Below are 24,915 nucleotides of genomic sequence, written 5' to 3' on the forward strand. Positions count from 1 at the left end.
GGTTAGCCAATGGGATGGGATGTACTCGCTCGATGGGGAGACGACGCGGTTCGCATTGAGCCGCTGGCTGGCTCGATCGAGGAGCAGAACCGAATTGCGAAACAGACCGACGACGTGAGGAAACTATTGCCAACGACGACTTACTCAACCCTTGGAAGCCAGCAGCGATTGCGGATGCTGCAAAGACTGAAAAGCCAGCTGACGGGTGGAGCACCTTACGCTCCTTCGTCGTGTGTCGAGTTTCGCGTATCGGTTCGGGGATAACATCGGACGACGTGGGCATTTACAACAAGTGTTCTTCCCCGATCCAAGTGCTTCACTGCTTCCACACCCCAAGGCAGGTCTCCAAATGCCCTGTTAGGGGTAGCGGCAGTTGGGCAATTTCGTTGACGATCGACCCGGGGACAGCTCAATCGGTATAGCGCCAATGCCGGCGTGGGATGTGGCTTACTATGTGCAACGTCGTGAATCACAGCAAATCCTGCCTCATGCCGAAGTAGGTGCGGGAGTGTTGCGTGAGGTTGGCGCGGATGTCGGCGAGCGCCTCGGAGTTCGTCTTGGCATATGCTAAGTCCGCGGCGAGTACTTTTGTGGTGGTTCGTTCCAGAAGTACCATTTGTTGCACAACGGTGGGGACTGCCGACGCATCCAATGATTGATGACAGGACGCCACGAAGATAGTAAGATTCGCTGAATACCTGGGATATGTTTTGCGAAGTTATGAATTTGATCGATGCCGAAAGAGTGCTGGCGGCTGTGGCCGAAGAGGTTGAAGCGGCTGCATGTGGCATATCGACGTGGTCGAACGTTGGGCTTCGACTTAGCGAGGGGTTCCCGGGTTCGGCTTGTGTTATTCTGAACGAAGATCAGTCTCAACAGGTCCTCAGACACTACGATGCTATCAATATCGAAAACCATTACATGCATGCCTATGCGGAGTATTTTGCGTTCCGCAACCCTTGGATAGAGGTTTGGTCGCATTTACCGGAGGGGTCGTGTGCCGTTTCGGAAAGGGATTTTCCAGTCTCTCAGATCGAGCACACCGAATATTATAACGATTTCCTCCGACTGATTCCCAATTTCGACGCCTCAACAGGGCTGTCGCTCGACATCGACCCAGTCAATACGTTTAGGATACCGCTTCACTATTCCATTGCGTATGCCGGTCGCTATGACTGTCCGGCGGAATGGGTGCTCTCGCGCCTGAGGGGCGTGCTTAGACGCACCGCGAACGGGTTCGATCGATTGCAGAGCGAGGCCGACCGGCAAATCGCACAGGGCGCCCTTGCGAACCGAGGGGATACAATTGCGATCGTGGTTGACGCCAAAATGAAATTATTGGACGCAAACCCGGAAGCTTTGAACGCATTTGTTCGACGTGATTTCGTCATGGAGCAATACGGAAGGATTGCGTTTCAACCGCGGAAGCTCGGCGAGATGATCGCCGCTACCGTGAAAAGTATCGCCTCGTCCCCGACATCCGGGGTATCCTCTCTCATTTCACCCGGCGATCATGGCAAATGGGTAATTTCATTTTCGATTGTGGCCGGTTCAAGGATCAATCCCTTCGTTTCTCCCCGGCCGCTGGTCCTCATTCAGGCCAAGAACATATCGTCCTTGGCGCCGGCTCAGCCACTCCTCGAATTTGCACAGCTGTTCAAGCTCACGCCGGCCGAGGAGGTCTTCTGCCGCCACCTCATCACCGGTGTTTCTTTGAAAGACATAGCGATCGTGACCGGGGTTTCCTTCGAGACTGCGCGCGTTCGGCTTAAGTCAATCTTTCAAAAAACAGATACTCATCGTCAGGGCGAGCTCGTGGCCTTGCTTCACCGGTTTGCGAGACCTTAGAGAGCAAGGGTCGCATTGGGTGCAGGCAGGAGTGAATGGAAGACGGCGGACAAGCGGCTCGGATAGACGAGGGCGAAAAAAGCCGAGGAGAAAATCCCAAATATCGAGGAGGCGTTGGCAAAGCAATAAAGGAGTGCGGCGCCTCAATCTGTCGCCGCGTCGCGGTGAAGCTCCATTCCCTCCTGGAAAAGGAGGATCCGGGCTCTGCCCTACAGGAAGCGCCGTGGCCGGAGCTTCGGACGATGCTTGCCGATCTTGTGCGGGTCCGATGGCGATTTGAGTGAGGGTAGATGAAAGGGTTTGGAGGCCACCGAAACATGACGATGTCGCAATACATCACCGAAGTCGGCGCAGGAGTATAGGGCCCCTCGGGCGGGACCAGCGTGTTTTGCGAGACTAAAGGTAACTCGCGCGACCTCGTCGATCGACCCGACGACGCTATCGTGAGTTTCGACGGGTACCCGGCCGAATGTCTGGGACCGTACAAAGTTCTGAAATACCTTGGCAGCGCCCGCTCTTGCGATATCTTAGGCCCGCTGGTGGCGCGCAGCCATCGAGTGTGACAGTGGCCTTGTACAGGAGTGGAAGATGACGAATTCCGTCAAAGTCATCCCCGAAGACGAGCAGTTCACCGTCCGCGTTGTTGAAGACGGTGAAGTCTCCGAGAAACATTTCTCATTCGAGAAGTTCGCCCGTTCGTGGGCTGATGGGCAAAAGGTAAGGCTTGATCAAGCCAGCGGAACCGACGACGCTCGTCGAGCGCGCGGCTGACTGGCTAAGCCGCCAAAACACGCCCCTGATAGTCCCGATTGAACCGGGTATCTGCACTGTAGATGTAATCCTTGAGGCGGTTCAATCAGCTACGGGAACAAAGGCTCGGTGCGGCAAATGACACCAGTGACGATTGTCGATCCAGCGACGTCATCCATCGAGGCCGCTTCGGAATGATATTTCTCCGTAGTGAACCTGCAATCCGTTGCGATCGCGGACATTCACCCGGATATTCGCTGCGTCAGCATAGGTAATTTCGTCTTTTGCGATGTCAGTGAGAATGCGAGTTACCTCGCGCCTGATTTCGGTATCGGAGGAGAGGTCTTGACCGCTGTCGTCTCGCTCCAGGCCGTGGCCGTTGATGACATCGAAATAATACCGGGGCATGCCTCACCTTTTTGTACGCTTCCGCACCAACCATCACGAACTCCGGAATGTTCCTGCTCGACCAGGCAAGCCATTCATATTAGACGGAACTAATGCATTCTGCCGTCATTGACAGGGTCCTGCAACAGCGGTGGACCGATGACACTTTTTTATCTGGAAATTTCAGACAGCATCGAGGCGGAAACCTCGATCGACGTACCAAATCCTCAAGAAGCGATGAATGCAGCGTTGAATGCGCTCGCCCAATTTGCCTGCCGCAACTTTCCGCCGCCAGAAAAGCTCGTCATCAAGGTCTCTGATGCGGATCGAGATCATATAGCGACGCTTCGCTTCGGCTTCAGCATCGACTATGCCGAAAGGTCGCTGACCTGAGAAAAGCTACCAGTCACCCGCGATCAGGTCGGCGAGTTCCTCATCCATTGGCGGCTCGTTATCGTTGGCCGCGCCCTCCCGCAATTTGAGAAGGTTGGCCTTGTGACAAGCGAGGAACCATTCGGCCTTCTTACGCTCATCATCCGTCACGTCGCCTAAGTCGGGGAGTATGATCCGATACCCGGTGTCAAACGCCCGCAACAGGTCCTCGTACTCGCGGACAGCCCTTTCATGCAAGGCGAGCAGTTCCAATTCCCAACCTTCCAACAGTCGATCCATGAGGATACTCCGTAAGCGATACCCCCCTAACGCCTATCTCCACCGTCTGGCTCCACGATGCCGTCCCGGGGCTCGTTCTCCTCGTCGGAGCTATTGCAGACAGGACAAGGCATTCCGGCGGCACCACATCCACAATGATAATGACCCGACCATGGTCTGCGGACGTGCGCATCGCATACCCATCCGGTGTTGTGGCAGTTGTCGCACTTCGCCATCATGCGGGAATGGTAGGACGTGCTTTGGAGATGTCAAAGGGAACCAGCCTGCGCCTCTCTGGTCGATGACCCAAATGTCCGCCTCGTCGGCCTGACCGCCGCAATGTGTATCGGGTGACCATGGACATTGAGCCATGCGAAGAGCTCTGGCTTTCCATCGATCCGCACTACGCTCTGCGTACGCCTGCCTATTCTTGACCGAAACCCTACCCTCCTTTATTTTTCCGAAAGCACCGGAAGACGCCGCGCGTGCGTACGATCGAATGTCGTCATCGAACGCGAAGGTTCCGATGCCCAGATACTATTTCAATATCGTTACCGGAGACGGCATTCGGGAAGACTTGGAAGGAAGCGAACTTCCGGATCTTGACCATGCTCGCGTCGAAGCCATCAAGGACGCACGCGCTCTCATGAGTGACGCCATCCTGCAGGGCCACGATATCTCTTCACGGCGGCTGGATATTTCAAACGAGGCTGGCGACGTCTTGCTGACGGTGGCATTCGCCGACGCGATCAAGCCCGTAGCTTGAGTTACCTTACCCTCGATGGCAGGCCGAGCAACTTTTCGTACTCCCGCTCCGGAACGCCATAGCAACCGCCAGCGATATCCAGGAGCGTATCGCGACTGAGGACGCGGACGTTTCCGCGGGTCGATCGGATGGCATGCCTGCCCTCCAGGATATGAAGATGATCGGTCACTCCGGAGCGGCGAACGCCAAGCATAAGTGCCAGGAATTCATGCGTGACCGCAAGGTTGTCGCCGTCGAGACGGTCATGACACATCAAAAGCCAGCGAGCGAGCCGCTCCTGCACGCTGTAGCGGGCGTTCGCCAGCGCCGAGTGGGCAAGCTGCAAAATGGTCGTGTGAACATAGCGGAGAAAGAATTCACGGGTCTCACGGTCAGAGACAACGGCCTCGGTGAACACGTTCAAAGGGACACGTATCGCCGACCCCTCAACCTGGATGAAGGTTCGGCCCGGCGTCGCAGGTACAGCAAGCATGACATGCATACCTGATGCACCTTCACGTCCGATGTGTCCGACCTCAATAGCCTCGCCGTCCGAACTCGTCGCGACTACCGAGGCGAGCCCGTCCTCAAGAAAATAGATATGGCTGGGGGCGACTCCGTCTTCGACCAACACGAATTTCAAAGGCAAGTCGACCCGTTCCATATCACCCGCCAGGCGGGCGAAGATTTGAGGACTAACTGTCCTCAGGAGGGTGTTTCGGGTCGTGGATTGTTCGAAGGTAGTCATGGCAACTCCATCCGCGGAGCCTGGTGCTACCAAACGCCAAAGTGATTGGTAAAACTACGGAGCAAAAACCGGATTGGCCACCGCGAGACGCGATCTGTACGATTTCGACATAAGTCGGCTAAGCCATTGCTTGTACAAAACAATCTGTCCGGCGACGAGTGGTCGTTGGATTGTCCGTTTTCGCATACGCCCGACTGTACTCCCTTCTCCAGCGGTTTGTCGGATTAATCGTCGGGCGAACAAATAAACTATCCGGCCTCTAAGAGCCCGTCCGAGAATTGGGTTGAGTGATCGGGCCGATGATGATTCCAAGAAGGTGTCTGAAGCCTGAATGGAAGCGCCATGTGGAACCCGACCACCCGGCGGCAGTATAGTCGCAAACAGCCACGATACGAAACCGACCTGACGGACGCGGAATGGGCGGTGATAGCGCCCCTTCTTCCGCAGCCTGCGCCAAGGGGGCGTAAGCCAGCCTGGCCGCTGCGGGAGATCATCAACGCCATTTTTTACGTTCTGCGGGGCGGCATTCCTTGGCGTCTCATCCCGAAAGACCTGCCGCCCAAGAGCACGGTTTTCGGGTATTTCTGCCGCTGGCGTGACACTGGTGTCTTCACGCGGATCAATCACTGCCTCGTCATGGTGGATCGCGAGCGGACCGGCCGCCAGGCCTCTCCAAGTGCTGCTGTGTTGGATAGCCAGAGCGTGAAGACCACCGAGAGCGGCGGTCCGCGTGGATATGATGCGGGTAATAGGCGACAAACTGCGTTTGCGCTGAGATCAAAGGCCGCAAGCGACAAGCAATGGTCGATATGGATGGACGTGCTCTCGTGCTTGATCCTCAACCGGCCGACGTTCAGGATCGCGATGGTGCCATCCCGGTTCTGCGACTGTCTCGGAAGTCCTTCCCGTTCGTCGCCAAGGCATTTGCCGACATGGGATACTCTGGCGACAGGCCGCAAAATGCGACGCTGGTCGACGTCGAGATCGTCCGCAAGCCGAAGGATCAGGTCGGCTTTGCCGTTCATCCAAAGCGTTGGGTTGTCGAGCGCTTCTTCGCTTGGATCAGCCGAAACCGCGGGCTATGGAAAGACCCGGAAGCAACCATCAAGTCCGCCAAGGCCTTCCTTTATGCCGCATCCATCATGACCCTCGTCAGACGGATCGCACGCCCATCATGAATTCTCGGACGGACTCTAAATACGCGGCGCGGTTTCAGGAACTCCAGTCGCTGTCTGCAGTTCTTCATCTCGCCAATTGATGGAGTTTCCATGGACATCTCTAGCACGCACAGCATCTTATTGAAGGGGCCCGCGCAGACTGCCGGGAGCCTCCTGAACGCCCGCCTGGCAAAAGGTTACAGCGTGACCGAACTTGCTATCGCGACCGGCCTGACCGAGACCGAGATCAGGCTCGCGGAAGAGGGGCAAATGCAGAACCCGGACTACATCCGCCGTATCAAATCGGCGCTCGCTTGAGCGCGGAGTATCGATGGACGACTATCGCTCGGAATTCTTCGACACGATCCAGGAGCTCTGCGATATCGCGGAAGGACCTACGCTATTCGACCAAGCCGTCTGGAAAGCTGAGTACCTGACCCGATCCGGCCACTGGTACCACTATTACGGGATCGTCAGAGGCGGGAAGGCAGCATCGATCGGGCACGATTACGATTGTCGTACGGGCATTTCGCACGACGCCGACGCTCACACTTTCGTATTCACGCTCCTCGGTTTTGCAACCAATGACGTGATCGCCTCTTATTGTGGCGGACGTTATGCCGCCACGGATATTCTGGAGGAGGTCGAGAGCTCGGGACTGCAATCGTCGGAGGTTCTTCGGATCGGCGTCGAGGTGCGCGAGCGGCTGGGATGTGGTCGCTCCGTGATGACGGTGACCGATTTCGCGTTCGTCGGTCTGCTTCAGAATAGACTGGAAAATGTCAAACCGCGCTGCCTGTCATCGCGGGGACAGGTTTCGCCGAAATGGTGCCGGGGGCGGCGCTTCATCGGAAGCGCTGCTCATTTCGTCGGCAATGGCTGAGCCGATCGTTCTACTCGTGAACCTCCGCCCAGTGGGGATATGTCACATAGGCTGTGAGCGCTCCCTCCCCCTCGGTCGTAATCGTCACCGACTCCCCCTTTGGCATGTAGACGATCTCGCCCGGACCCGCCGTGACGGTGCCAGCGCCCGTCGAGACCGCAAGCCGTCCTTCCAGAACAATCATGACGTCATCGACCGCTATGGTTTCTGTGAGGGTCTGACCCGGAGCGTACCGGCCGTAGCCAATGGTGATCGGCCCGCCGTTCTTCTCGTCGACCAGGTTCCCCACGAATATATCCCCATCCTGACCCGGAGACCTGACCAGGTTCGCGTCGGCGATATTGAATTTCTGGACTTTCATCGCTTTCTCCCGTTTTTCGACGGAGGTAGCGCGGCTGCCGAGGATGCCAAGGCCCAGACCAACACGCAGACGGGCATGTCGACCATGCGGTGCCGTGTTCCAACACCCGCAAAGACGATTCATGGGGATCAGGGTGGCGGCGGACCTCTGCGCCAGAGGTTTGCGCTGTCAGACCGGCGAGCCTCCGGTCTCAGAAGGCCATGCTGCGGGTGGGATTTTTGTTCGTCGGGATGACCGAACATCTTGGGAACGTCCTCCGCTTCTACGAGATGCAACGACCCGGCAAATTTGGGATGCCTTTACGCGCGGCTTGACGCGCGGCGAGGGTGTTACTTAACGCCGCGGCGATGACCCGACCCGAAAACAAGAGACAGACCCGTAGCCTGTGGCGGCTCCCCAAACTTCGGACGTTTGTTCTTGTTCCGGTCTGGTTGACCATGCCAACGGCGACTCCATTTCTCCGGTGCGAACTGGAGGCGCGTGAATGCGATTATGCAAATCATGTCAGGATACGGGCTGGGTCTGCGAGACACATCCAACAAGGGCTTGGAGTGGAACGCGCTGCTGCGGCTGCGGTGCCGCGGGCATACCCTGCCCCCGTTGCTCATCGGAGCTCGCATGGGACAAACCGCCGGACTATTCGAAGCTGTTTCAATCCGCGCGCCACCTCCCCGGCAAGAAGGTCAATTGACCTTTGTCGAGCGAGGTCTCGCGCTATGACCCCTGCCGAGCTCGAAAGGTGTGCGTCCGCCGGCGACGGAAAGAACTGCCGGTCAGCCATCGCGAGGCGTGTTGGCGTTGATGCTCGATCCGTTCGCCATTGGAAGGCTGGTGATCGGCGCATGGGTGACTCGCTTGAACGGGTGATTAACATTCTTGAGCGCCACGAAGATGAGTGGCAGGACCGACGTCTCAGCCGGGGGTGGAGATGCCTTCCTATTTCCGGCCCGACACGGGAGGAGACAATATCGGATGAAACCAGAAGCTGCCGCACGTACTTTGTGTCTGGGGGAGCAAATGACGCTTGCACCTATCTTGATTATTTTTGGTTTTGCCTTGCTGATCGCCGTTGGACTACTTGTCTTTGTCGCGAGTAAAAGACCTCCGCCACCAATTTGACGTGGCTAGATGAGCTTCTTCCGTTCCGCCCTCGCTGCTCATGTCGCGGCTGCGGCTCTTTCGGCGGCTCCAGTTTTGCATCAGTAAGAAGTCACGCCCCGAAAGAACGCAACAGGAACGGATGAGCAACACCACTTGCTGCGGGTGGTGCGGCAACATCAAGCGCAACGGTTTCCCCCAACTCGTGTTCGTCCTGTCGAATACTTTCCTTCATCATCATCGTGGCCGGCCGGTAAAGGTCAGCGATTTTGCCTTCTCCGGAAAGCAATGTGGACAGAGAAAAAGGCCGGGCGAATTTCGCGCCGACCTTCTCTTTGCATTCTGCTGGTCCCAGTACATCCGTGTTCACCAGCAAAAGCAATCTCTGAATCGACTGGCCCGGTCGTTAGAACGACAAGCCTTTGTTCCCTTTTGACGAGCAAGTGACCGCTTATTTTTCCAGATCCTGAGCCATCTTATAATGGTGCTCGAGCGCCGGGAGCGTCTTCGCGGCCCATGCTTTTAGTTCAGCATTTTCGCCACCTTCGGCGTAGCGCTTGAAGAGGTCAACCGCATCTTCGTGCGCGTCCACCTGGTCATCAAAGTACTCTTCTTTGAACTCGGCGCCTGAAAGCTTTGCCAGGTCATCGACCTCTTCCTTGTGATCCTTGGTCAGCGCTGCAACCGGAGTTGCCTTGATCTTTCCGCCCGAGAGCAAAGCCTTCAGCTCGGCGCTTGTCTTCTCGTGGTCAGTGATCATCTGCTGCGCAAAAGTCTTTGTCTGGTCATCTCCCTTCTGAACTGCCAGCTTACTCGACTCGATTTCGTACATATCGCTTGCGGAGACCTGCATCACGAAGTCCTCGGTCGAGGGCGCCCGGCCGATAAGCGAGTTCGCGCCGGTGCTTTCGGCGGTCGATTGCGCGAAGGCCGCGGTTGATGCCGCGAAAATGATGGCTGTTGCGATGATGGTCTTTTTCATGTCGGTACTCCTTTAATGCGGCCTATGAACCCGGCATGGATCGAATGGTTCCATCAGATCGCCCTAAGAAAGCGACGCGGAAGCGGCCATTTGTGGGCGAAGGGCGATATACGCCGCGGGCGAACGCCAGCGCGCAGCAGGTAAGAATTGTCCCCACGCGCGATAGGTGCGGTAGCGCGCCGAACCACTGTACATGAGCGCTTGGGCCTAGGTATCGGCGTGACGGGTTGCAATCGCGCCGTAGATCAGGGCGCCGGCGCCGAACGCTGCAAGCGGCAACCAGAAGCCGTTTTAGCGACGGTAGCCTGGGCGGTCGTGCCGATAGTCTCGACGGCCGTTTTTTCAGCCACGCCGGTCGCGCCACCCGCGACGATAGGCAAATGCGATTGCGCCGCGTGGATCGCGAACACCAACTGGACTATCATAACCGTCAAGGCGAACGTCGAGGGCAACGATCTCCATCGGCGTCAGCGATCTCGTACAAACGCCGAAATGCAGGCGGCGCGGGCTACTTGCAGGTCCTTGTCGAATTTGAGTATCTTTTTGCCGTTTCGAATTCGGAAACGAACCGGCGACCGACGCCGGCGAGATCTGCGAAGGTCTGTTGGGACAGCCGGCGTTCTTTACGGGCGTGGCGCACCATCCGCCCGAGGTCTTCAAGTTCCCGCCGCTCGTTCCCCAATGCGCGCATCGCTTGTGGAATCAGCGCAGAAGCCGCCGACCAAGCCGATTGAAGAAGACCTGAGGGCCCGGCTAGCGATTGGATCTAGATCAACGTCTTTCGGAACATAGGAGCGGTCCACGGCATTACCTTGGCGATCCAACCGGATCTGAAATCAGACCCATAGTAGGTGGCACCATGAATAGCATCGTATGGCTCGTTGGAGCCGTCGTTATCGTCCTCTTTATTCTCGGCTTCTTCGGACTGAGGTAATATCTCCTCGGCGACGCACGGATGTGGCCCAAAAACTGCAGCCGCTGCGACTAGATATTGCATCTTGGATGAGTGCTTCGGACGCACTGAAACGTCGTCCGCCCGTAGCCGACCCTCTGCCTTCCCCTCGGACTGCGCTAGCTCCTCTTCAGGAGGATCTAATATGTTGACGCTGATGTGGGAGAAACCGGTTCAAGCCGCAGGACAACCGATAGTCGGGCCGCTTGAGGCGCACCAGTTCTTGATGCACGGCTGGATGCCTCGAAAAATGAGGAATGGGCAGCGGCTGAAAACAGCGCGGAGGCGGCGCTTGATGGTCGCAAATCCCCTGATGAAGCTCGCCAAAAATTTGAGGCGGCGCTCAAGTCGGCTCAGTGGAACTGACGCGGAACGAAGCAGCGACTGCCCCGTTCTTGTCTAACTCTGACGTCCACATCGATGGGTCGACCATTCTGTGCATGGACCACTCAGAGGAAAGGCACGGCCATGAAAGATTTTGTCCTCGCCGCCGCTCTTGTTGCTGTAGCCGGCGGCGCTTTTGCTCAGCAACCTACCGCGGCACCACCCGACAAGGCGGTGGAATTTGTCAGCAGGCAACCCATGCCTGCCAATCCTGTCCAGGTCAGCGAGAAGATTGCGGTTGGCCAGCCGATACCAAACAACCTCGTGCTGTCACCTATTCCGGATGCGCCGAACTTCGTCTTCGCGATCGTCAATCAGAAGCGCCTGATCATCGACCCCAAGACCTTGGTGGTGGTGCGGATCGTTGAGTGAAGGGCGGAGGCATATCCCGTCCGGGCGATCGACTAGGATTTACCTCAATATCTGAGGGTGGAACGATGGCATCCTTCCGGCGTTCTCTCTGCGCTAGAAATCAGAGGCAATCCCATGCGAAATTATTTCCGACTGACGACGCTGCTCGTCGGACTATCCGCTACTGCCGCCTTCGCTCAGTCGCCGCCAGCCGACACTTCGTCGCTGCCGAAGGCACCTCCGGAAGTAACAGCAGACAATCCACCACCACCTCCGGGACCACGTGGACCGGGAGCGGATATGGGCCACCGCCCACCGCCGTCAGAACGTGGAGCCCGCATCCACGTCGAGAACGGTCGGACGCGGGTCGATCTGCGATGCGCCAATTCAGATTCGACAAAGGAGTGCGCCGACGCATTGGTGCAGATCCTCGACAGGCTCCAAACGTCGGTTTCGACCGATGGCGAATCGGGACGCGGCTTCAGCCGTGATCGTGGGAGCGACCGAGAATATGATCGCGACCGGGATGATCGGAGATAGTTATGAAGCGCGACTACATTTCCGAGATCGACCGCATTGGCAAACAACTTGCCGATCTCCGTACTACGCTCGCTGGGCAGGCTGGCGACGCAGCGGAAAGTGCGGCGACATACATCGCTCCTAAGGCTCGCCAGTTCGCACGGCAATTCCAAAAGGAAAGTTACGGTCTTGGCAAGGCTGCGCAGCGGAACCCTTCCGCGGCAACTGGAGCCATTGTCGGTGTTATGCTGCTTGGGGCGGCGGTAGCTTGGCTGTTAGCAGCGGGTGGCGGAGAGAAGGACGACTGACTATTTCAGGGGATGGCGTCCGAAGCGCCACCCCCAAACTTGCTGAAGGAACCTTCTTTAGTTCACCGGCGAGAGCAGCACTTGAAACCTTCCACCCACGCTAGGAAATGCTCCGGGTCCAAAAATGGCTCCCGTTCTATTTACTTGCCGCCTTTTCCCGAGGGGTAAACAGCTGGCCGCTCGCCGCAATGGTAAGTCTGCTACAAGTTCTTGACTCCCTGCAACTTCGTGTCAGTTTCCCGTCATGAGCACACGCCACCGCTTCGACCTCCGCCAAGACGGCGAGCATACCTGGGAAATATTCGACACCACCAACGGGCGCACTGTGGTTTTCGGTGGCGAGCCCTTCTGCGGCCTGCCACTCGATAGTGCCGATACCTTGGCGGACTACATGAACTCGGCGGGGATGGCACCCGACAAGGACACGCTGCATTGAGTTCGACCAACGACTTCATTGCCGAGTTGATCCGAGCTGCCAATCAAATCGATAAGCTGACGGCGCTGGAAAAGAACCGGCTGCTGGATCGTGCCGCCACGGTCGTGCGGGAGATGCGAGAGCAGATCGGGATCCCGATCACCCGCACCGGTGGCGACGCCGTCACAGAGATTCAAGTCGTCGCAGCTGCAGTTCCTTTCGGGAGACGAACAAACGAGGAGGTCAAGGCCGTCCTGCTCAACGCCGCGGCAATGATACGGGACCTGCATATCGTGCTGGACACGGGGACCGAGATCCAGATCAGCCGGAACTGAGAGACAGGCACGAAGCCCGCGGAAGCTCCTGTCGAATATGAAAACCCCGCAGCCGTCCCCGCACTAGGAGATCTTTTGGCTCGGAGACGAAGTTCAGCGGCCCAACTTAAAAGGACGGGGCGCCTTGTCAGTTACCTCTATCGTTACGCGTCCACCTGACTTGGCGTTCCGCCCGTTCAAATTCGACAGCTCAAGCGCCGCGCAAGTTTCCGCAGCCAAATAAGCGAAAGCTAAATTAGGGAGCTGCCGATGACTTACGAATGGGATGCGGAACGTTTTCTTAATGTTCGGTCGAAAAAGAGGAACGCCTGCGTCAGCCTGATCGCCATGGCCACGATACTCATTTACAGGGCGTTGATTTGAGCGGGAGCGGCACGATAATCAACCAGGCGCACGGAACTGTTGAGCACCCGAACGATTAGAACACTATCAGGAGGCCGGGAAAGCTCATATCGCCAAGGACATCTGGGCGACCAAGAACTTTTCCGGGAGAACGGACGCAGTGCGACCGCGCTCTACTCCCGACATGGAGCCCTGCCAGTTAGTCCTGCTGGTGGGGCTTTTCTATGCTTTCTCGTCCCAGGCGGTCGTTTTGCGCTTGTCGATCTGGTCCGGGCAAGTGGCGCCAGCGAGCCGGACAGACCCGCGAGGGCGGAGACCTAAGCAGGCAACACGGGACGGGGGCGATCTGAAGCTTCGTAGGTAACCTGAAGGGACATTAAGGTTACCTCGTAACCTCATTGCGCAGATCATGTTGCCGGTGTCCTTCCAGCCGATAAAACGCCTTCATTTGGAGGGCTATCATGTCGAGACGTAGAGCCAACTCGGTCCGCAGTTTGAGAGTTTCCTATCGCGCCCGATTGAGAAAGCCCGTCCGAAATGTTCCAGAGCCACGGCGGGTGGTCCTCCATATCCTCCACGCCGGACGCCTGGGGGACGCGTATGTTCTGCCTCACGCTGCCCCAGAGGGGGACGCTGGGGTGTGGACATTGACAGCTTAATCACCAACACGCACGCGCGACGTGGGAGACCCGGCCGCATTTTGATATAACTTGGCACCGCAGTGGCCCCTCTGGCCATACCCCCCTGCGGGAGAGGCCTTGCACGGCACCTCTGCCGTTGCGGGCCTCGCAATGCAGATCGAAGTGCCACGAAAATGAGGGATCTCCGTCCGCTGGCGTACGGGAACGAATGGCTCCTGCAGTGGTTATCGCCGCTTCGGAAAGGAGCGGCTCATGCCGAGGTTCTACCTTCACCTGAACTACCTTCACGATTTTCTCGCAGATCCGGATGGTTCCGACTACCGTGACCTCCAATCTGCAAGGTCCGAGGCACAGCAGGGTATCCGAGATCTCGCGGCCGAGTGTCTCCGGAGTGGTGAGGAATTCAAGCTCTTCAGTATTCGTATTTGCAATGCGGAAGGAGAGACGCTGGACGAGGTATTCGTCCAGGATGCCCTCGAGGGCATCATCCCGTTGAACGCCGTCCAATGAGCCTGTTTACGTTTCTGACGGCGAACAATGTCGTTCTTTTCGTAAATTTAGCCTCTGCGCCGAGTCCAAGAGAGTGGCCAGGCGGGGGTGATGGCGGGCCATTCCGTCCACTATGATACCTGGGGCACTAGCGGCTAATCTTGTCATTTATGTTGCCTCAACCACCGGATTGATCTTGCCGAGCGCCGAGACAACCGACCTCTGAAGCAGGAGGCCAAGGATCAGCCTGACCAGCAGGGCGATAGCAGCGCCGCAATGAGCGTGAAAGGAGATGATTGAAACACCTTCGACGATGGCCGCGGCGCAGGTGCGATCGGCGCGATGCGCAGCGCGTAGAATTCCTAATTTTTTGTTGAAAATGACGTGATCGAAGAACCTTGTTTTGGCATGCTCATTTCGTTCCCTCAGGCGCCAGTGCCGAGGGCGAGCGGGAATAGCAGGCTTTAACAAAGCATGTATCGGAATATAAAAATTGACGGGTCGCGCCGGACCCGGGTGCGCATAAACTCTTTTAAAGAAGATATGTTTACGGATCATATCTCTGAATATGATCCGTAAACATATCAAAGCCACTGACTTTTAGGAGCAGATATATGTAAACGTGACATTCAACACGCAAATAGGTTTAGAGATCAAATGATTGCTGAGTCAGAGGCTTTGCTTGCGATCGGCCGGCTGTTGAAGACGGCCCGTAAAAACTTGAGGCTCACTCAAGAGCAGGTTGCCGACTTGGCGGGCATATCGCGTCCTCGCTATCGCGAGATCGAGGCCGGAAGCGCCGCTGTTCGCACGACGACCTTGATCAACATTTCGCGGGCGCTCGGTCTCGAACTGATGCTGATTCCGCAGGCTATAGTGCCAGCGGTCGACGCCCTGCTGCGGCCGCATGATGACGACGATGACCTTCCTGCGTTCGTGGTCAGCGCCGACGGTGATGGGAATGCCTGAGGCTCCTCTCGATCCAAGATCCATATCGTCTCTTGAAGTGCAGCTGAATGACCTCAAGGTCGGCACGATCGTCTGAACGCCCGGCGACTTCAACGCGTTCAGCGTCGAGGATAGCTATCGCGCAGCGGGCGGCTTTCCGGTGCTCAGCCTGTCTTTCCGCGCAGCCACCGGCGGTCTGCGCAAAGACCCCAAGCCTGTTGCCAGAGCGTTACCGGCGTTCTTTGCCAATCTTCTTCCCGAAGACAAGCTGCGCGAGGCGATGGAAAAGCACCACGCTGGCAGTATTCGCGCCGGAAATGACTTTGATCTGCTGGTTGCACTCGGGTCGGATCTGCCGGGTGCTGTCCGCGTTGTGCTAAGTGAAGGAACGGTTGCTCGCGTCGACGATCCGTAGCCAAAGGCCTGCTTTTCGCTCGCCGGCGTGCAGATGAAGCTTTCCGTCATCAAGAACACCGGCAAGGGCGGTGGAGGATCGATGCTCATGTGAAGTTGATGATGCCGATCCTCGGCACGTGCGCGCAATAACTTGATAGGCTCGTCGGTCGGGGCGGGCACAAGGCCCTATACTAGCCAGCACGCCAATTCTCCTGGCGTTTTTTCACTGTTTGAAAAAGGGTATCCTCGACGATCCCGAGCGACAGGACTTCCTGGACGACATGCAGCTCGGTCTTCAGCGACACCCGACGCTCCGTGGTGGGGCTTTTCCGGTAGGTGAGGCGGTCAAAGACATATAGGCGACCAGCTGCACCACCGCGGCCAAATTCGCAATTGCGCGTCGTTGGTTCACACCTGTTTCAAGGCGTGGCCTTCAAATACACCGCACGTTACGCCGCAATATCCGCAACGTTGCTCCCGTTCGTCCTCAGCATCGCGTCACGGATTTGCTGCCGCAACCATCGACAGCCAGGATCGCTGTCCATCTGAAGCGGCCAGACCATAGCCACGGGTGGAAAAGAAAGCGCCAGTGGCACCGGGCTGACCTCAAGTCCCAACAGCGGCCCATAACGGGCCGCGATCCGCGATGATACGGTGGCAATCACCGCAGACGAGCGTGCCGTGGCCAATATCGACATGAAATCGGGTGCTGCCGCCACCACTTCCAGTTCTGCACCCGCATGCTCCAGAGCATCCTTGACGCAGCCATGCAGGCTGTCGGTCTGGGAGATCACCGCGTGTTGTGCGGCCATATAGGCATCAAGGCCTACCGGATTGGAGAGCTTCAGCAATTGCGGATTAAAACAGCACAATACGCTGGACTGATATAGCGGTTCGCAGTGGTGCCGTGAGTCCGGCAGATAACTGCACCCCACGGACAGATCGATGACCCCCGCATCGAGCATCGCCTCGACCTCCTGCGCATCGCCGCCACGGGCCAGAATACGGATGCCCGGCGCGATATCCCGCAGACGCGCCGTGAGATCGGGCAGAAGTAGTAGTTCCACCTCGCTGGAAAGTCCCAGCCGGAATGTGCGTTTCTCGATGGCCGGATCGAAGGCGTCCACCGTCAACACCGCCGCCTGCGCCTGCCGCAAGGCCTGCCGCACCGGACCAGACAAGTTGAGCGCACGTGCCGTCGGCTTCATCACCTGTCCTACACGGATGAAAAGCTCATCCTGAAACAGCGTGCGCAGGGTGGATAGATTGTGGCTCATGGCAGGCTGCTGGATTTTCAACCGCTGCGCCGCACGGGTCACGCTCATCTCTTCCATCATTGCATCGAAGGCGACGAGAAGATTGAGGTCGAAGGAACGGAGATTGAAATGATCGATGACTTGCATGATTGGTATCGATTTGATTGCTGACCAAGACATCCTTAGCTGATGGGCAGGAACTTGCAAGCCGTTCCGATCCATCACCCAAGGAGTAAACCCATGCCATCGCGTCGTTCCATTCTCAAAACTGCTCTGAGCGGCTTGATCGCCGCACCCTTTGTTGCACCGTCGATCGCCTTCGCCAAGGCGCCTTATGCCGTAGTTCAGGCACCTGGTTTTCATCGGCTTAAAATAGGCTCCGTAGAGGTCACGGCCCTGTCGGACGGCACTGTCGCGCTGCCGCTGGCCAAGCTGTACACCAACACCAGCGAACAACATGCGCAGAGCGCGTTGAACGATGCCTTTCTGCCGGAAATGGTTCCAACCTCCGTCAACGCCTTCCTCGTCAACACCGGGGAAAGACTGGTACTGATCGATGCAGGCACCGGTGCCTATCTAGGGCCATCGCTCGGCAAACTCGTGTCCAACATTGAGGCCTCCGGCTACAAGCTGGATGACATCGATGATGTCGTCCTCACCCATATTCACACCGATCATTCCGGCGGGTTGATGAGCAATGGCAAGCGCACCTTCCCGAACGCCACATTGCGGGTCAATGAGCGGGAGGCCAAATTCTGGCTCAGTGCGGTAAACGCCAAGGCGGCGACCGGCATCGTCAAGCAGCATTTTGGCGAGGCGGATCAGTGCGTGACGCCCTATGTCGAAGCCGGGAAATTCGGCACCTTCGCGGATAACGCAGCGCCCGTTCCCGGTCTTGGCTCCATTCTTTATGCCGGGCATACGCCGGGTCACAGCGCCATCACGCTGGAAAGCGAAGGCCAGAAGATTGTATTCTGGGGCGACATCACCCACGGCGATATTCTGCAATTCGATGAACCCGGCGTCGCAATCGAATTCGATATCGACCAGAAGGCCGCCGTGATTACACGCGACATTGCGTTGAAGCGGGCGGTGGAAGGCAAATATCTGGTGGCAGGCGCACATATCGCCTTTCCGGGCATCGGCCATGTGCGTAACGATAGCACGAATTACGACTGGCTGCCGGTCAACTACGCTTAAGGTCTGGCGACCAGCCAACGGGCGGATAAGCCGCACCGGCAAGATGTGCCGGGCGGCTCCGACACAGAGCGACCGCGCGCGATCAGCATCCCCCGCCGCGGTCGGTGTCCCTGCCATCAGAAACGCAATTGCCCGCCCGCGGCGCGGCGGGCATCGATGCGCATCTGCCTGAGCCCTTGCTCACAGGAACTCGCCAGCCATGCATCTATCAGGTCGTGGCCCGGATCCGCAGATTTCCGGATTGCGACAGCCGGCCTATCCGCTCAAATTAAAGGCTTGCTGCAAACCTCGTCGCCGACGCTGGCGACGATCGAGATCACAAACCGGACGCGTATCGGTCCAACCGAATTGCGGAGGGAAATTTCGCCTTATCTGTTTGGCCCCCGAAGCGCAGATCAGGCGAGGGGGCGTGAGTGAGCTTCATCAGGCGTGCAGCACCTGTCCACTCGGAGCCCCCCAACCGCTTCGCGCGTCGCCTGCTCCGGACTCTGTTGAACAGGGCCGCATAACTCGGATGTCCCTCAGCACGCTCGGAGCGATTCAGAGGCGTCCCGTCCGTCGACGGACGCAGCCATCGGTCCAATCACAACGATCCTAGTTCAACCTCAGTCCGGTGCCGGGATCGAATACGTGGATGTCGGACAAAGCAACGTCGACACCAAGCACGTCACCGATTGCAGGCCTGATCTGCGCCGGAACGGAGATATTGATCTCATGACGGTCATTTTTCAGACTGATGAGGCGGGTTTCTCCATGGAACTCGTTGCGTTCGACGGTGCCGCGAAATGCCTGGGCTTCCTCGCTCACGCGGAATGAGCCGGGCCGGATCCCAACGGTTACCTCTCCCTGGCGAATTCCGGCAGGTGCTGCGAAGTTGACGAGGTTGTCGCCGAGCCATTCTTCCGTCAGCTGCAATTGCAGAAAATTCATGTTCGGCGTGCCTATGAACCCGGCGGCGAAGACCGTCGCCGGTGCCTGGTAGATCTCCTCGGGCGTGCCCATCTGCTCGATGCGACCGTCCTTCATCAGCACGATCCGATCAGCGAGCGTCATCGCTTCGAGCTGGTCGTGGGTGACATAGATGCTCGTCGTCTTCAGGTCACGATGGAGCCGCGCGATCTCGACCCGGAGGCTGCCGCGCAGCTTGGCATCGAGGTTGGAGAGCGGCTCGTCGAAGAGAAACACCTCGGGCGTCTTGATCATCGCGCGTGCAATCGCAACGCGTTGCTGCTGGCCACCCGACAGTTCTGCCGGTTTGCGGGCGAGGTAGACAGCCAGGCCCAGAGCCTCAACCACGGGAGCGAGCCGGTCGTCGATCGCGGCCTTGCCGACGCCGGAACGCTCAAGGCCAAAGGTTATGTTCTCGCGCACGCTCATATGCGGATAGAGGGCGTAGTTCTGGAAGACCATCGCGATGCCCCGGTCCCCGGGGTCACGGTCATTCATCCTCGCGCCACCGATCAGAAGATCGCCGCCCGAGATCTCCTCGAGCCCCGCGATCATCCGCAGCATGGTGGATTTTCCGCAACCTGACGGACCGAGGAAGACAACGAATTCATGATCGTCGACCTTCAGGTCGAAATCGCGCATGACTTCAAGTGCGCCGTAGACCTTGCGGATGGCCCGGCATTCGACGATGGCCATCAGTTCCCCTCCCTGTCCACGACGATCTGCAGCTTGACGTCTTCCGGCCGCCCTTCGGCAGCGCGTTCGAAGGCAGCGATCGACTGATCGAAGCCGTAGGTGCCCGATATCAGGGGCTGGAGATCCACCTTGCCGGCGGCAATCAGGGCGAGGGCCCGGTCAAAGACGTTGGCGTAGCGGAACACCGTTTCGATGCGGCATTCGCGGAAGCAGGCCGCTGCAAGGTCGACTGCGACGGGTTCCGGCGGCAGGCCAACGAGCACGACGGTGCCACCTGGCCTGACCACCTTGAACAGATCGCGGATCGCTGCCGGCGCGCCGGAGCATTCAAAGACGATGTCTGCGCCCCAGCCTTCGGTCGCGTCGTTGACCGTCCCAACGAGATCGACCTGCCTGAGATTGACGCCGGTGATACCGCCATAGCTTTCGGCAAGCTTCAGCTTGGTCTCGGAAATGTCCGAAATCAGGACGCGCGAGCAGCCGCCGGCAAGCGCCGCCAGCGCCACCATGATGCCGATCGTGCCGCAACCGGTGACCACCGCCGTGTCGCCAGGGGTGATTTTCGCCCGGGCAGCTGCCTGCATGCCGACGGCGAAAGGTTCGACCATGGCGCCTTCGGCAAACGAGACATTGTCCGGCAGCTTGTATGTGAAGCTTGCCGGGTGCACAGTCTCGGGGCAGAGCACGCCATGCACGGGCGGCGTTGCCCAGAAGGTGACGGCGGGATCGACATTATAAATGCCAAGCCGCGAGGCCCGCGACTTGGGATCGGGGATGCCAGGCTCCATGCAGACACGGTCTCCAGGCTTCAGATGGGTGACGTTGGCACCGATTTCCGTGACGGTTCCAGCTGCCTCATGGCCGAGAACCATGGGCTCGTTGACGATGAAGTCACCGATGCGGCCATGGGTGTAATAATGCACGTCGCTGCCGCAGACTCCGACCGTGTGTATGCGGATGCGAACGTCGTCCGGTCCCATCTGCTGTGGAAGTTCGATGTCGCGCAGGGAAAGTTCGCCGACACGTTCGAGGACAAGTGCTTTCATGAAGGTCAACCTTGATCAGTTTTCTTGGAGAATGCGGCGTTGAGCCCACCGGCAAGGACCCCGAGAAGGATCAGCGGTGGCAAAGACAAAAGGACGACGGCGGCGTTCAGGATGCCCCAGGGCACGTTCATGCCGAGCTGCGACATTTCGGAGGCGATGATCGGCAGGGTCTTGGCCTTCGAGGTCGTGAGCATCATGGCAAGCAGGAACTCGTTCCAGACCAGGACGAAGGAGAAGGCGATGGCGCCGAAGACCTGGAAACGGGCGATCGGCAGCGCGATGCGGAAGAAGGTCGCGTATGGGCCAAGTCCATCGACACGGGCGGCCTCCTCGACATGCAGGCTGACGCGCTCGAAGGCCGGCACCGACAACCAGATCGTGATCGAGGCGGTCACAATCAGATAGGTCACGATCAACGACAGGCGCGTGTCGTAGAGATCGAGGCCGAGCCAGATGACCAGCATGGGAATGGCGATGGCGACCGGGGGAAGGAAGCGGAGCGACAGCACGAAAAACTGTGCTTCCGCGGTAATACGGTTCTTGAACCGGGCGATCACATAGGCCGCCGGCACGCCGAGGACGGCACCGAGCAGCACGGCGCTCGAGCAGATGATCAGCGAATTGGTGAGCGCCCGTGCAACCGAGCGGCGGTTCAGGACATAGCTCATATTGTCCCAGACCGGTTGGAAGACCAGCTTCGGCGTCGATACCAGGAGATCTGCATTGGTCTTGAAGGCGTTGAGCAAGGTCCATAGCAGCGGCAGCACGACCAAGGCGGCGGCAAAAAGGAGCAAAAGCTTGAGCAAGAGGGTCGAGAGCTTCATCGATTGAGCCTCTTCCAGGTGAAGGTGAAGGTGACGATGGTCAGCACCATCATGATGACGGCCATGGATGAGGCGTAGGAGATCTTGCCGGCTTCGATGAAGCCTTGGGAATAGGCATACATGTCGAGCGTCTCGGTGGAGATGCCGGGCCCGCCGCGCGTCATGACATAAACCAGATCAAAGGAGCGCAGGCTTTCGATTGCCTTGACAAGCAGCAGGCTGATCAGCGGCGCCTTCAGCATCGGCAGGGTGACGAAACGGTGAATCCCGAAGCGGGTCGCCCGGTCGATCCGTGCAGCTTCGAGCGGCTGCGGCGGCAGGGATTCGAGAAGCTTCAGGATGATGACCGCGAAGAACAGACCCCATTGCCAGACATCGACGAAGGCGACGGCGAGAAGTGCGCCAAGCGGGGTCGAGAGAATGTCCGGCGTGATACCGGTGAGTTCCCTGACCGGCCAGGTCAAAGCGCCATAGAGCGGGTGAAAGGCGAACTTCCAGACGAAGGCAGCGCAGACGCGGGGCAGAAGGACCGGAATGATGAAGAGCACGCACAGGATGTTGCGCATGCGCGGGCTGGCTGCCTCGAACATCGCAATCCCAATGGCGAGCCCCGTCACCATGGTCGCAGTCACGCTGATGATCTCCCACTTGAAGGAGACCCAAAGCGCATTGAGGAAGCGGGCGTCCGAAAACAGCGCGAGGTAATTGGCGAACCAGACATAGTCTGCATTGGGGGCCGAAAGGGTGCGATTTTGGAGCGATATGTTGATCGCGTAGATCGTCGGCACGAGTGCGAGCACGATCAGGATACCCAATGTGGGTCCCAGAAAAACGTAGGGCAGCGAGCGGCCGCGGCGCATGGCAAATCCTCGGATGGGAAAAGGGGCGCGTCAACAGACGCGCCCGCTAGAGGGCTCAGGAAGTGTCAGAGCTTGGCGGCGAAGGCTTCAAGTTCGGTCAGCGTCGCTTTGATGTCGGTGCGGCTGCCGGTGATCAGTTCTTCCAGCATGATGCCCCACTGGTTGCCCAGTTCCTGCCAGCGCGGATCCTGCCAGAAGGTGACAGTGGTCTTCTCACCTGTCGCAGCCATGGCGTCGGCAAGGTTCTGGCCGAAGGTCTTGGCATATTCCGGGCTCTGATAGGTGCTGGTGCGCGTCAGTTCGCCCGGTTGCCCTGCGGCGAGGCGACGGGCCTCCTGCTCCTTGGACGTAGCCCAGGCGACAAAGAGACCGGCGCAAGCCTTTTCCTTATCCGTCGCGTTTGCCTTGGACGCGATGGCAAAACCATGGGCGTAGCCGCCACCAGGCAGCGGCGAGGGCGGCACGGAGAAGGCGACCTTGTCGGCGACCTGGCTCTGCGCCTTGTCGACGGACATGCCGCCGAGCGGGGCGGATTCGATGATGATTGCCACCTTGCCGGAGCGGAAAGCGCCGGTGGATTCGTCCCAGGAACCGGTCTGCGTGCCAGGTGCCGAATACTTAAAGAGGTCGAGATAGGTCTTGGTCGCCTTCACGGCGGCATCCGAGTTGAAGGCTGGCTTGCCGTCCTTGAACCACTCACCGCCATTGGCCTTGAAGAAAGGCATCCAGCGCCAGACATTGGCGCCCGAGCCACGCTGGCCGCGCAGGGCGGTCCCGTAGACGCCGTTCGCCGGGTCATGCAGCTTCTGGACGGCGGCGAGATATTCGTCCCAGGTCTTTGGTGGCGCAATGCCGGCCTTTTTCAGGAGATCGGTGCGGTAGACCATCAGGTCGCCGCCGCCCTGCACCGGCGCAAACCACTGCTTGCCATTATAGGTGGCTGCAGCCCGCATGCCGGCATCGAAGTCGTTGTAGTCATATTCGGCCGGGTAGAAGCCCTCGAGGGGGACGATCCAGCCGGACGAGGCAAAAAGTGCGAGGTTAGCTTCATCGACGTAGTAAACGTCAAAGCTGCCAACGGTCGAGGCGTCGGCCTGCGACTTTGCGCGGCGGTCATTTTCGTTGAGATAGCTGATCTCGAAGCCCGCGCCCGAGAGCTCTTCGAACTCGTCCACATAGTCCTCGAGAAGTGTGAGACCGTCACGGGGCTGTGCCAGGACGCGCACGTCGTCGGTGCATTGTGCGGCGGCAAGAGCATTGGATGCGGCAAGCATGGCGATGACCGCGCAACCGGCGCGGAGAGCATTGAGTGTCATGATTTCCTCCCTCAGATGGTAAACTCCCTTACCATCGACGGGGGCATTTTTGCGCAGGCGATCAGCGCGAACTAGTTTGTCTTCGTCGCAGAACTAGTATTATTTTGACATCTGTGCGCAACAACATGAGTCTGTGAATGCCTATTGCATCAGATTTTCCGCAGTCGATCTCCGAAACCTTCACCGCCACGCGCGAGCAGATCGTCCTGCCAGGAGGCGCTTCCTATCTGATCCGGCGGGACGACTATCCCAATCCGATCTGCATCTGGAACTATCATCCGGAATGGGAGATCCATTTCATCCCGGATGCGAGTGGCTTCGCCTATGTCGGTGACTATATTGGCCCCTTTCGGCCGGGACATCTGATGCTCACGGGCACCAATCTGCCGCACAATTGGATTACACCCGGCGCACCGGAGATCCCCGGCCGCGACATGGTCCTGCAATTCGACGCGGATGCCCTGATCGGCGTCCGCGCGATCTGTCCCGAATTTGACGTGCTCCATCGGCTGAAGCCACTTGCCCAGCGTGGGATTGAGGTTTTAGGTCCGGAGGCCTTTGGGATCGGGGCCAAGATCCTTGAGCTGCATGCCGTCGGCCACCGTGGCGGACTGGGGCTTTTTCTGGAGATTCTGCAGGACATCGAGGCCGCATCGCAAAAGCGCCTGCTTGCGAGCGAACACTTTCTCTCTGTCTATAATCAGGTGTCGGACCGCAGGCACCGCCGGATCGACCAGGCGATCCAGATCCTGCAATCGGATCCGGGCGCGCAGATGCACGAGGTGGCGGAACAGGTCGGTTTCGAGCCCTCTGCCTTCTCGCGCGCCTTTCGGCGTCTCACGGGCATGAACTTTTCCGACTACAGCCGGTCGGTCCGCGTCTGGCGGGCCCGCACACTGCTTGCCGAGACAAACGCAACAATCACCGACATCTGTTTCGAGGCCGGCTTCAACAACCTGTCGAACTTCAATCGCTACTTCCGGATGGAAACGGGCCTCACACCTCGAGCCTATCGCAAGGCCGCGCGCATCAGAGCGAATTCGGTCATCGCGGGCTCCTCGCTAAAACAAGCGTAAGAC

At 58.4% G+C, this 24,915-nt stretch carries 30 protein-coding genes and 2 pseudogenes; 18 read left to right on the forward strand and 14 right to left on the reverse strand.

All coding sequences use genetic code 11. From position 1 onward, the window contains the following. Nucleotides 1–726 precede the first annotated feature (726 nt). The gene (locus C5L10_RS28900; RefSeq protein ID WP_172717238.1) at nucleotides 727–1,848 is read left to right on the forward strand and encodes a helix-turn-helix transcriptional regulator; all 1,122 of its coding nucleotides are present in this window, start codon (nucleotides 727–729) and stop codon (nucleotides 1,846–1,848) included. Between the two features lie 588 nt (nucleotides 1,849–2,436). Further along, nucleotides 2,437–2,619: a hypothetical protein gene (locus C5L10_RS28910; protein ID WP_105432481.1), complete on the forward strand. Its 183-nt coding sequence runs from the start codon at nucleotides 2,437–2,439 to the stop codon at nucleotides 2,617–2,619. 150 nt (nucleotides 2,620–2,769) lie between these two features. Here C5L10_RS28910 and C5L10_RS28915 read toward each other — a convergent pair whose 3' ends face one another. Next, nucleotides 2,770–3,006 (reverse strand): hypothetical protein, encoded by a 237-nt coding sequence (locus C5L10_RS28915; protein ID WP_105432482.1) that lies wholly within the window; start codon nucleotides 3,004–3,006, stop codon nucleotides 2,770–2,772. A gap of 108 nt (nucleotides 3,007–3,114) precedes the next feature. On the opposite strand from C5L10_RS28915, the gene C5L10_RS28920 reads away from it, so the two are divergent. Beyond that, nucleotides 3,115–3,378 (forward strand): hypothetical protein, encoded by a 264-nt coding sequence (locus C5L10_RS28920; RefSeq protein WP_172717239.1) that lies wholly within the window; start codon nucleotides 3,115–3,117, stop codon nucleotides 3,376–3,378. A gap of 6 nt (nucleotides 3,379–3,384) precedes the next feature. On the opposite strand, the gene C5L10_RS28925 is transcribed toward C5L10_RS28920, so the two are convergent. After that, the gene (locus tag C5L10_RS28925; RefSeq protein ID WP_105432484.1) at nucleotides 3,385–3,657 is read right to left on the reverse strand and encodes a hypothetical protein; all 273 of its coding nucleotides are present in this window, start codon (nucleotides 3,655–3,657) and stop codon (nucleotides 3,385–3,387) included. A gap of 409 nt (nucleotides 3,658–4,066) precedes the next feature. Here C5L10_RS28925 and C5L10_RS28935 point away from each other — a divergent pair, with 409 nt between their 5' ends. After that, nucleotides 4,067–4,402 (forward strand): hypothetical protein, encoded by a 336-nt coding sequence (locus tag C5L10_RS28935; protein ID WP_245448258.1) that lies wholly within the window; start codon nucleotides 4,067–4,069, stop codon nucleotides 4,400–4,402. 1 nt (nucleotide 4,403) lies between these two features. Here the strand turns inward: C5L10_RS28935 and C5L10_RS28940 are convergent, their stop codons facing one another. Beyond that, entirely contained in the window at nucleotides 4,404–5,129 is a 726-nt protein-coding gene (locus C5L10_RS28940; protein ID WP_105432486.1) for a Crp/Fnr family transcriptional regulator, read from the reverse strand. A gap of 342 nt (nucleotides 5,130–5,471) precedes the next feature. On the opposite strand from C5L10_RS28940, the pseudogene C5L10_RS28945 reads away from it, so the two are divergent. The 3 genes and pseudogenes from C5L10_RS28945 to C5L10_RS28955 all read left to right on the forward strand — a co-directional run bounded on the left by C5L10_RS28945 (nucleotide 5,472) and on the right by C5L10_RS28955 (nucleotide 7,169). After that, nucleotides 5,472–6,307: pseudogene (locus C5L10_RS28945) on the forward strand (IS5 family transposase). 90 nt (nucleotides 6,308–6,397) lie between these two features. Then, complete coding sequence (locus tag C5L10_RS28950; RefSeq protein ID WP_245448260.1) at nucleotides 6,398–6,604, forward strand: DNA-binding protein; 207 nt, start codon at nucleotides 6,398–6,400, stop codon at nucleotides 6,602–6,604. Nucleotides 6,605–6,617: 13 nt separating this feature from the next. Then, nucleotides 6,618–7,169: a hypothetical protein gene (locus tag C5L10_RS28955; RefSeq protein ID WP_105432487.1), complete on the forward strand. Its 552-nt coding sequence runs from the start codon at nucleotides 6,618–6,620 to the stop codon at nucleotides 7,167–7,169. 10 nt (nucleotides 7,170–7,179) lie between these two features. Here the strand turns inward: C5L10_RS28955 and C5L10_RS28960 are convergent, their stop codons facing one another. Then, nucleotides 7,180–7,530 carry an ethanolamine utilization protein gene (locus C5L10_RS28960; RefSeq protein ID WP_105432488.1) on the reverse strand — a complete coding sequence of 117 codons (351 nt, stop codon included), beginning with the start codon at nucleotides 7,528–7,530 and terminating at the stop codon, nucleotides 7,180–7,182. Between the two features lie 972 nt (nucleotides 7,531–8,502). Here C5L10_RS28960 and C5L10_RS33945 point away from each other — a divergent pair. Further along, entirely contained in the window at nucleotides 8,503–8,649 is a 147-nt protein-coding gene (locus C5L10_RS33945) for a hypothetical protein (protein WP_172717240.1), read from the forward strand. 91 nt (nucleotides 8,650–8,740) lie between these two features. Here the strand turns inward: C5L10_RS33945 and C5L10_RS33950 are convergent, their stop codons facing one another. The 3 genes from C5L10_RS33950 to C5L10_RS35090 all read right to left on the reverse strand — a co-directional run bounded on the left by C5L10_RS33950 (nucleotide 8,741) and on the right by C5L10_RS35090 (nucleotide 10,301). Further along, nucleotides 8,741–9,004 carry a hypothetical protein gene (locus C5L10_RS33950; protein ID WP_172717241.1) on the reverse strand — a complete coding sequence of 88 codons (264 nt, stop codon included), beginning with the start codon at nucleotides 9,002–9,004 and terminating at the stop codon, nucleotides 8,741–8,743. A gap of 75 nt (nucleotides 9,005–9,079) precedes the next feature. Next, the gene (locus tag C5L10_RS28965; RefSeq protein WP_105432489.1) at nucleotides 9,080–9,610 is read right to left on the reverse strand and encodes a DUF4142 domain-containing protein; all 531 of its coding nucleotides are present in this window, start codon (nucleotides 9,608–9,610) and stop codon (nucleotides 9,080–9,082) included. Between the two features lie 508 nt (nucleotides 9,611–10,118). Then, entirely contained in the window at nucleotides 10,119–10,301 is a 183-nt protein-coding gene (locus tag C5L10_RS35090) for a helix-turn-helix domain-containing protein (protein WP_205837108.1), read from the reverse strand. Nucleotides 10,302–10,796: 495 nt separating this feature from the next. On the opposite strand from C5L10_RS35090, the gene C5L10_RS35095 reads away from it, so the two are divergent. The 6 genes from C5L10_RS35095 (at nucleotide 10,797) to C5L10_RS29015 (ending at nucleotide 14,367) form a co-directional block, all read left to right on the forward strand. Next, the gene (locus tag C5L10_RS35095) at nucleotides 10,797–10,928 is read left to right on the forward strand and encodes a DUF982 domain-containing protein (RefSeq protein ID WP_172717245.1); all 132 of its coding nucleotides are present in this window, start codon (nucleotides 10,797–10,799) and stop codon (nucleotides 10,926–10,928) included. Between the two features lie 102 nt (nucleotides 10,929–11,030). After that, nucleotides 11,031–11,318: a DUF1236 domain-containing protein gene (locus tag C5L10_RS28985; protein WP_172717242.1), complete on the forward strand. Its 288-nt coding sequence runs from the start codon at nucleotides 11,031–11,033 to the stop codon at nucleotides 11,316–11,318. 521 nt (nucleotides 11,319–11,839) lie between these two features. Continuing rightward, complete coding sequence (locus tag C5L10_RS28995; RefSeq protein WP_105432492.1) at nucleotides 11,840–12,124, forward strand: hypothetical protein; 285 nt, start codon at nucleotides 11,840–11,842, stop codon at nucleotides 12,122–12,124. Between the two features lie 244 nt (nucleotides 12,125–12,368). After that, complete coding sequence (locus C5L10_RS29000) at nucleotides 12,369–12,560, forward strand: hypothetical protein (RefSeq protein ID WP_105432493.1); 192 nt, start codon at nucleotides 12,369–12,371, stop codon at nucleotides 12,558–12,560. After that, entirely contained in the window at nucleotides 12,557–12,874 is a 318-nt protein-coding gene (locus C5L10_RS29005) for a hypothetical protein (RefSeq protein ID WP_105432494.1), read from the forward strand. Before C5L10_RS29000 ends, C5L10_RS29005 begins: the two co-directional genes overlap by 4 nt. A 1,235-nt stretch (nucleotides 12,875–14,109) precedes the next feature. Beyond that, entirely contained in the window at nucleotides 14,110–14,367 is a 258-nt protein-coding gene (locus C5L10_RS29015; RefSeq protein WP_105432496.1) for a hypothetical protein, read from the forward strand. Between the two features lie 147 nt (nucleotides 14,368–14,514). On the opposite strand, the gene C5L10_RS29020 is transcribed toward C5L10_RS29015, so the two are convergent. Further along, nucleotides 14,515–14,904 carry a hypothetical protein gene (locus tag C5L10_RS29020; protein WP_105432497.1) on the reverse strand — a complete coding sequence of 130 codons (390 nt, stop codon included), beginning with the start codon at nucleotides 14,902–14,904 and terminating at the stop codon, nucleotides 14,515–14,517. Between the two features lie 99 nt (nucleotides 14,905–15,003). Between C5L10_RS29020 and C5L10_RS29025 the strand changes: the two genes are divergently transcribed. Both C5L10_RS29025 and C5L10_RS29030 read left to right on the forward strand, forming a co-directional pair. Further along, nucleotides 15,004–15,315: a helix-turn-helix domain-containing protein gene (locus tag C5L10_RS29025; RefSeq protein WP_105432498.1), complete on the forward strand. Its 312-nt coding sequence runs from the start codon at nucleotides 15,004–15,006 to the stop codon at nucleotides 15,313–15,315. Then, nucleotides 15,308–15,784: pseudogene (locus C5L10_RS29030) on the forward strand (HipA N-terminal domain-containing protein); the annotation flags it as partial. The gene C5L10_RS29025 and the pseudogene C5L10_RS29030, both read left to right, overlap by 8 nt. A gap of 355 nt (nucleotides 15,785–16,139) precedes the next feature. On the opposite strand, the gene C5L10_RS29035 reads toward C5L10_RS29030, so the two are convergent. Beyond that, nucleotides 16,140–17,093, reverse strand: coding sequence for a LysR family transcriptional regulator (locus C5L10_RS29035; RefSeq protein WP_105432499.1), 954 nt, complete (start codon nucleotides 17,091–17,093; stop codon nucleotides 16,140–16,142). A gap of 93 nt (nucleotides 17,094–17,186) precedes the next feature. Here C5L10_RS29035 and C5L10_RS29040 point away from each other — a divergent pair, with 93 nt between their 5' ends. Beyond that, nucleotides 17,187–18,146 (forward strand): MBL fold metallo-hydrolase, encoded by a 960-nt coding sequence (locus tag C5L10_RS29040; protein WP_105432500.1) that lies wholly within the window; start codon nucleotides 17,187–17,189, stop codon nucleotides 18,144–18,146. A 594-nt stretch (nucleotides 18,147–18,740) separates the two neighbouring features. On the opposite strand, the gene C5L10_RS29045 is transcribed toward C5L10_RS29040, so the two are convergent. The 5 genes from C5L10_RS29045 to C5L10_RS29065 form a co-directional block, all read right to left on the reverse strand. Beyond that, nucleotides 18,741–19,790, reverse strand: coding sequence for an ABC transporter ATP-binding protein (locus tag C5L10_RS29045; protein WP_105432501.1), 1,050 nt, complete (start codon nucleotides 19,788–19,790; stop codon nucleotides 18,741–18,743). After that, complete coding sequence (locus tag C5L10_RS29050) at nucleotides 19,790–20,836, reverse strand: NAD(P)-dependent alcohol dehydrogenase (protein ID WP_105432526.1); 1,047 nt, start codon at nucleotides 20,834–20,836, stop codon at nucleotides 19,790–19,792. Before C5L10_RS29050 ends, C5L10_RS29045 begins: the two co-directional genes overlap by 1 nt. Nucleotides 20,837–20,841: 5 nt before the next feature. Then, entirely contained in the window at nucleotides 20,842–21,660 is an 819-nt protein-coding gene (locus tag C5L10_RS29055) for a carbohydrate ABC transporter permease (protein WP_105432502.1), read from the reverse strand. Then, nucleotides 21,657–22,520 (reverse strand): carbohydrate ABC transporter permease, encoded by an 864-nt coding sequence (locus C5L10_RS29060; RefSeq protein ID WP_105432503.1) that lies wholly within the window; start codon nucleotides 22,518–22,520, stop codon nucleotides 21,657–21,659. The genes C5L10_RS29055 and C5L10_RS29060 overlap by 4 nt, the downstream gene beginning before the upstream one ends. A 65-nt stretch (nucleotides 22,521–22,585) precedes the next feature. After that, a complete protein-coding gene (locus C5L10_RS29065) occupies nucleotides 22,586–23,836 on the reverse strand; it encodes a sugar ABC transporter substrate-binding protein (RefSeq protein WP_105432504.1) in 1,251 nt (416 codons plus the stop codon). Between the two features lie 137 nt (nucleotides 23,837–23,973). Here C5L10_RS29065 and C5L10_RS29070 point away from each other — a divergent pair, with 137 nt between their 5' ends. Continuing rightward, nucleotides 23,974–24,912, forward strand: a complete 939-nt coding sequence (locus tag C5L10_RS29070) for an AraC family transcriptional regulator (RefSeq protein ID WP_105432505.1) — start codon at nucleotides 23,974–23,976, stop codon at nucleotides 24,910–24,912. Nucleotides 24,913–24,915: the final 3 nt, after the last annotated feature.

Source organism: Neorhizobium sp. T6_25, assembly GCF_002968555.1.
Taxonomy (GTDB): domain Bacteria; phylum Pseudomonadota; class Alphaproteobacteria; order Rhizobiales; family Rhizobiaceae; genus Neorhizobium.